Below are 7,101 nucleotides of genomic sequence, written 5' to 3' on the forward strand. Positions count from 1 at the left end.
GAATCGGTGCGACAATAATATCTTCTACATTAAAGTCACGTTTTGGATTGATGTTAATATAGTGTGCATCTTTCTTATTGGCACCACCACAAACATTGTACGTTTCCATAACAGATTCATCTACTACTATGGCAAACTCTTCTGTTTGTTTTAACCCAACTGGACTTATAAAGCCAGCTGTTAAACCTACTTTTTCCAATTCTTCTGGTGTAGCCATTTCAGGCTCTACGGAACCAAGTACAGCATGTTGCACTGCTACTTCATTTACTTCATGGTCACCGCGAACAATAGCTAACACAACTTTACCATCAATAGAAAATACTACAGCTTTAATCGTTTTATGTAATGGTAAATTAAGCATTTCTGCAACAGCTTCAATAGTACTTGCATTTGGAGTGTCCACAACAGATAACTCTTGAAGTGCTTCTTCTTCCTGTTTCATAATACCAGGTTTACCAATTTCAATATTGGCAGCATAGTCACATTTTGTGCAATACACAATATCAGCTTCACCAGCTTCTGCGATTGCCATAAACTCATGTGTGCCACTACCCCCGATAGCACCGCTGTCAGCTTCTACCGGACGGAATGTAAGACCACAACGCGCGAAAATACGTGTATATGCATCATACATAGATTTATAAGATTCATCTAAACCAGCTTCATCCACATCAAAAGAGTATGCATCTTTCATAATGAATTCGCGACTGCGCATTAAACCATAACGCGGACGACGTTCATCACGGAATTTACTTTGAATTTGATATAAATTTACTGGTAATTGACGATATGAATTGATCTCATTTTTAACAAGTGTAGTAATCATCTCTTCATGAGTTGGTCCTAAACAGAATTCATTATCATGACGATCATTAATACGCATCATTTCAGCGCCATATGCATTCCAACGGCCAGATTCTTTCCAAATTTCAGCAGGTTGTAAAATAGGCATCATGATTTCTTGAGCACTAGCACGATCCATTTCTTCACGTACAATAGCTTCGATTTTTTTGATACTTCTCCAACCTAATGGTAAAAAGCTATATAAACCATTTGCAGTTTTGCGCATAAAACCAGCGCGAAGCATAAGCTGTTGGCTAACTACATCAGCGTCAGATGGAACTTCACGCAATGTAGGTGCATATAATTTAGTGGCTAACATAAAGACTCCTCATCTAAGTTTTCTAAATATTGATCAATTTCTCTAAATAATGTATCTACTAATTCAGCTTCTGGCACAGTCTTGATAACTTCCCCTTTACGGAAGACAATACCTTGTCCATTACCACCAGCAATGCCGAAATCAGCCTCACGAGCCTCACCAGGCCCATTTACGACACAACCCATAACAGCTACTTTAATAGGTGCTTTAATGGATGCTAAACGTTCCTCTACAATCCCTGCCATATCAAATAAGTTCACTTGGCATCGACCGCAAGTAGGACAGGAAATCATTGTAGCTCCAAAATTTCGTAATCCTAAATTACTCAAAATACTTCGACCTACTTCAATTTCATGTATGGGATCACCTGTTAAGGATACACGTAAAGTATCACCGATACCGTCTAATAATAAAGCACCAATGCCCATAGCAGACTTAATAGTACCTTGTTTTATCGTACCAGCTTCAGTAACACCTAAATGCAATGGATAAGGAATCTTATCGGATAACTTACGATAGGCTTCTACCATTAAAGGAACTTCCGTAGCTTTAATAGATAATTTCATTTGACGGTAGTCGAGCTTTTCGAGAATTCGGACATGTTCTAATGCAGTTTCCACCATGCCATCAGCTGTAGGATGACCTCCATGTGCATCGAGGATATGCTTTGGTAAAGACCCTGCATTAACGCCAATACGAATCGGAATTTGTTTAGGTTTAGCTTTTTCAATAACTGCCAATACCTTATCCTCACCGCCGATGTTTCCTGGATTAATACGCAATCCATCAACATTATTCTCGATAGCTTCTAACGCTAATTTATAGTCGAAATGAATATCAGCAATTAAAGGAATATCAATACCAGCACGAACTGCTTTTAAAGCTTTAGCAGAAGCCATAGTAGGAACTGCAACACGTACTAGTTCACAACCAGCCTCAGCTAAACGATTTATTTCAGCTATAGCCTTTTCCGTATGAACCGGATCTGTAGTAATCATAGATTGAATGCTTACCGGTGCATAATCACCAATTTTAACTGTACCTACATAGATACCATTTGTTGGTTTACGTACAATCATTGTAATCTCCCATCTATCTTATAGTAATCGGAATATATCCTGAGTCGTTACATATAAGAATAATGCTACCATTAAAGCAACACCAACCATTTGAATATACATTAGTGCCTTAGCAGGTAATTTACGACCTGTAATTGCTTCAGCCAAAATAATAATTAAATGACCACCATCTAATACAGGTAATGGTAAAAGATTGATAACCCCTAAGTTAATACTTAAGAATGCAGCAAAGCTCAAAAGTGGTGCAAAGCCAGATTGTGCAATAGTGCCAGCCATTTGTGAAATACCTACTGGGCCGGATAATTCTGCAGCTTGTGTGCCGCGAATCATATCATACAAACCACTTAACATAGCAACAATTGTTTGACCAGTACGAGTAACAGCTAGACTCAAAGACTCGCCTATGCTATAACTTTCTCGTGTAAAACTAGGATAAATACCAATTTTAGGACTATCTTGTTCCATTTTTGGAATCACTGTAGTTTCTACAGTTTCTCCGTCTCGATCTACCACAACGGTAACACCATGGTTGGCAGTACCTTGTAAGCTAGGTCGGATTTCATCCCACGTTGAAATCTTTTTACCATCAATAGTAAGAATTCTATCATTTGATTGTAAATGAGCTTGTTCAGCGGCACTACCAGGGATGATATTACCAATAACAGGATCATTTGTATAGGTAAGATTACCTACTGTTGCATTGAGGCCAAAGAATAAAACAATGGCCAATAAAAAATTAAATACAGCCCCTGCAGAAATAACAATAAATTTCTTCCATGCAGGTTTAGTATAAAATGACCGTTCATTTAACGGCTCGTCAGGACTCATGCCAGCAATACGATTAAAGCCACCAAGAGGAATGATACGAATAGAATATAAAGTTTCCCCTTTTTGAACTTTAAAAATCGCAGGTCCAAAACCTATGGCGAATTCATCTACTTGCATACCCGACATTTTTGCTGTAATAAAATGGCCTAACTCATGAATAAACACGATTAAACCAAATACAAATATTGTGGCTAATGCCGTTGTCATATATTCTCCTATAACATCAATGATGTAGCCTTTTCACGAGCCCATCTATCGATAGCTAATAAATTGTCTAACGTAAAGTCATCTTCAGGTCCCATAGATTCTAGAACTGATGTAACGACTTTGTAAATATCACCAAAGGCGATTTTATCATCTAAAAATGCATAAACTGCTGTTTCGTTTGCAGCATTAAATACGGCTGGTTTAAAGCCACTTGCTCGTCCTACTTCATATGCTAGACGAAGGGCAGGAAAATCATCATATCGTGGTGGTAAAAACTCTAATTGTAAAGCTTTTGAAAAATCAAGATGATTCATACTTAAAACTTCACGTTTTGGATATGTCAAAGCATATTGAATAGGCTCGCGCATATCTGGATTACCCATTTGAGCTAATATAGCCCCATCTTTCATGCGTATCATGGAATGAACGATACTTTGAGGATGTACCACAACATCAATATGATCAAAATCAAAACCAAATAGCCAATGAGCTTCGATTACCTCTAAGCCCTTGTTAAATAGAGATGCAGAGTCGATAGTAATCTTATTACCCATATTCCAAGTTGGATGTCGCAAGCAATCTGCAGCAGTGGCAGTTTGAATCTTATCAGAGTCCCAAGTACGTAAGGGGCCACCGGAAGCTGTAACGATTAAGGAATCAACATTATCGCGATCTTGACCTTCTAAGCATTGGAAAATAGCACTGTGTTCACTATCAATAGGTAAAATTTGTACGCCATACTCTTTCGCTAAGGATGTAATCAATGGGCCACCGGCTACTAATGTTTCTTTATTAGCAAGACCAATGGTCTTACCTTTTTTGATGGCCTTCACAGTAGGTTCAATACCAGCAGCACCTACAATAGCAGTTACAACCATAGTAGCTTCTTGAATTGTTGCTGCCGCAATGAGCGCTTCCTTGCCACCTACAAGTTTTGTAGGACCTGTATAGCGGCCTTGTAGCTCTTTAAAAGCATTTTCATCAACTAGTCCGGCTACTAATGGCTGATATTCTTTAATTTGTTGTTCTAAGAGGTCAATATTATGATGTGCCACTAAGGCAACCACCTTGAATTGATCTGGATGTTGAGACACTACATCTAGTGTCTGTGTACCGATTGAGCCAGTACTGCCAATAATACTTAGGTATTTCATAAGCTTACCTCTATTAGATTAGTACGAAAAGAGTAATATATATATCAATGTAATAGGAGCCGCAAATAATAAGCTATCAAAACGATCCAATACACCACCATGACCTGGTAGTAAAGTACCAGAATCTTTCACATTACATAATCGTTTAATCTTTGATTCAAATAAATCACCTAATGGTGCAAGTATACCGCTAATCATACCAACATGAATGCCCATCCACCATGGAATGCCTACGATATACGAAAATACTGCGCCTGTAATAATACAGCCGATAAAGCCACCAATAAAACCTTCTAGTGTTTTATTAGGACTAATAGATGGAACAATTTTACGTTTACCAAAGGCACGACCAGCAAAATAAGCAAAAGTATCACTAGCCCATGTTGTAAATAATACTAGCCAAAGAGTAATTGTTCCCCAATTATATAATTCAAATGGCATTGATAGAGACATGTATATAGAGTCATGACGAATCATGAGCAAAGAAATCATGCCAATACCAACATATAATAAGCCAAATACACTAAATGAAACACTAGCTAAAGAGTATTTATTTTCACCAAATGTACATAACATATAATTGGCTGATAAACTCAATACTAATATAGCTATTGCTAGAATATACTGATGACATGCAAAGGCAATCATCAATAATAAAATACTAATATAGCCCCATAAAATGGACATACGCACATGTTTAGCTTTACCTAGTAAAACAAACTCACGCCAACCCAATAGAGCTAATAATGTAATAAGAATATCGTATACAGGTCCGCCTAATGTAATGGCCCCTAAGGCAATAATAAAACCTATAACAGCGGTTATAACACGTGTTTTTAACATTTTTTATTCCTCATCACGTAAGCCACCAAACCGGCGTTCTCGTTTTTGATATGCTGCAACAGCCTCTAATAATGTTTCCTTAGTGAAATCTGGCCAATGTAAATCAGTAAACCAGAATTCAGCGTAAGCTAGCTGCCACAATAAAAAGTTACTAATTCTAAAATCACTACTTGGACGAATTAACAAGTCTACATCACTAAACTCTTTAGTGAAAAGTTGGGAACTAACATAGTCTTCTGTAATCTCGTCTGTAGTAATAGTTCCATCCACAACAGAATTTGTAATATCGCGGATAGTTCTTACTATTTCATCACGCCCCCCATAGTTTATTGCTAACTGTAAGGTAAGGCCTGTATTATTCTGAGTTAATAATTCGGCATCGTGAATAATCTTTTGAAGCTCATCTGAAAGAGCACCGATATATCCAATAAAGCGAATACGCACATTATGTTCATGCATATACTTAACATTATTATTTAAGTATTCTTTTATGAGAGCCATAAGTAAAGAAACTTCCTGTTCAGGACGCTTCCAGTTCTCTGTGGAGAAGCCATATACCGTAAGAGCTCTAATTCCAATCTCATCTGCAGCAATAACAATCTGCTTTAATACGTCGGCTCCTGCGCGGTGTCCCATTGATCGTGGCATGCCTCTTCGTTTTGCCCAACGACCATTGCCATCCATAATAATAGCAACATGTTTTGGTATCACATTACTATCAATAACAGGCGTATCAGATGGTTTACGGTTAAATAATTTCTTTAGCATAGTCTACCTCGATAGAACTTCCGAAGTCGCTGGCAATCATTGGTCTATACACTAGTATATGTAAACACTCATCAACCTTGGTAATACGTGCTACATAAAATCCTTTATCAGCAATATCAAAAAAGCGATTAAAGGATCCCCCAATCATTACCTTAAAAGGAATATGGGCAGCCTGCAAACGAGACTTTGCAAGCTGCCATGGCATTCCAATAAGGCTATTAGAATCTAACATTATACTTCTAATACGTCCTTTTCTTTTACTGCTTTTAACTCATCAATCTGCTTAATTTTAGCATCTGTAAGTTTTTGAATTTGATCTAAACCGTCTTTAGCATCATCTTCAGTAATTGTTTTAGCTTTCTCTTCTTTTTTCAATGCATCATTTACATCACGACGAATATTTCGTACTGCAACTTTAGCATCTTCAGCTTTTTTATGAACAACTTTAACGATTTCTTTACGACGTTCCTCAGTCAATTGAGGAATAGTCAATCGGATTTGAGCACCATCATTACCTGGATTTAAACCAAGATCAGATTGTAAGATTGCTTTTTCAATAGCACCAATCATAGTTTTATCCCAAGGTGCAATAACAATCATACGCGGCTCAGGCACGGAGATATTTGCAACTTGGTTAATTGGAGATGGGCTACCATAATAGTCAACCATTACTTTGTCAAGCAATGCTACACTAGCACGGCCTGTACGAATAGATGCAAATTCATGTTTTAAAGCCTCAATAGACTTATTCATGCGTTCTTCTGCTTGTTGCAACAATTCTTTAATTTCCATTTGAATTATTCTCCTCGAACTATGGTACCAATCTCTTCACCTTTAGCGGCTTTTGTAATATTACCAGGAATGTCCATGCTAAATACAATAATAGGGATATTATTATCTTTACATAAAGTTGTGGATGTTGCATCCATAACCTTTAATTCTTTTGTGATGATATCATTATATGTTAATTCATCAAATTTAACGGCATTAGGATTCGTTTTAGGATCAGAATCATATACACCGTCAGCAAACTTCTTCGCCATCAAAATTGCATCTGCTA

Annotated in this window: 8 protein-coding genes and 1 pseudogene; all 9 read right to left on the reverse strand. The window is 37.3% G+C overall.

Going from position 1 to position 7,101, the window contains the following annotated elements:
* Nucleotides 1–1,162 (reverse strand): proline--tRNA ligase (gene proS / locus QZ548_RS06450; RefSeq protein WP_295869162.1); only part of this gene is annotated, 1,162 nt, incomplete at its 3' end.
* Nucleotides 1,156–2,241 (reverse strand): flavodoxin-dependent (E)-4-hydroxy-3-methylbut-2-enyl-diphosphate synthase, encoded by a 1,086-nt coding sequence (gene ispG, locus QZ548_RS06455; RefSeq protein ID WP_119206407.1) that lies wholly within the window; start codon nt 2,239–2,241, stop codon nt 1,156–1,158. The genes proS and ispG, both read right to left, overlap by 7 nt.
* Before the next feature lie 18 nt (nt 2,242–2,259).
* Complete coding sequence (gene rseP, locus QZ548_RS06460; RefSeq protein WP_295804762.1) at nt 2,260–3,276, reverse strand: RIP metalloprotease RseP; 1,017 nt, start codon at nt 3,274–3,276, stop codon at nt 2,260–2,262.
* An 8-nt stretch (nt 3,277–3,284) separates the two neighbouring features.
* Nucleotides 3,285–4,430: a 1-deoxy-D-xylulose-5-phosphate reductoisomerase gene (locus QZ548_RS06465; RefSeq protein WP_295869164.1), complete on the reverse strand. Its 1,146-nt coding sequence runs from the start codon at nt 4,428–4,430 to the stop codon at nt 3,285–3,287.
* A gap of 18 nt (nt 4,431–4,448) precedes the next feature.
* Entirely contained in the window at nt 4,449–5,273 is an 825-nt protein-coding gene (locus QZ548_RS06470) for a phosphatidate cytidylyltransferase (protein WP_119206410.1), read from the reverse strand.
* Nucleotides 5,274–5,276: 3 nt separating this feature from the next.
* Nucleotides 5,277–6,041: an isoprenyl transferase gene (locus tag QZ548_RS06475; protein WP_005386729.1), complete on the reverse strand. Its 765-nt coding sequence runs from the start codon at nt 6,039–6,041 to the stop codon at nt 5,277–5,279.
* Nucleotides 6,022–6,273, reverse strand: coding sequence for a hypothetical protein (locus tag QZ548_RS06480; protein WP_295869166.1), 252 nt, complete (start codon nt 6,271–6,273; stop codon nt 6,022–6,024). The genes QZ548_RS06475 and QZ548_RS06480 overlap by 20 nt, the downstream gene beginning before the upstream one ends.
* Nucleotides 6,273–6,833, reverse strand: a complete 561-nt coding sequence (gene frr / locus QZ548_RS06485) for a ribosome recycling factor (protein ID WP_005386731.1) — start codon at nt 6,831–6,833, stop codon at nt 6,273–6,275. The genes QZ548_RS06480 and frr overlap by 1 nt, the downstream gene beginning before the upstream one ends.
* A gap of 5 nt (nt 6,834–6,838) precedes the next feature.
* Nucleotides 6,839–7,101: pseudogene (pyrH, locus tag QZ548_RS06490) on the reverse strand (UMP kinase); the annotation flags it as partial.

The sequence above is a fragment of the uncultured Veillonella sp. genome (genome assembly GCF_915069625.1).
In the GTDB taxonomy this organism is placed as follows: Bacteria; Bacillota; Negativicutes; order Veillonellales; family Veillonellaceae; genus Veillonella.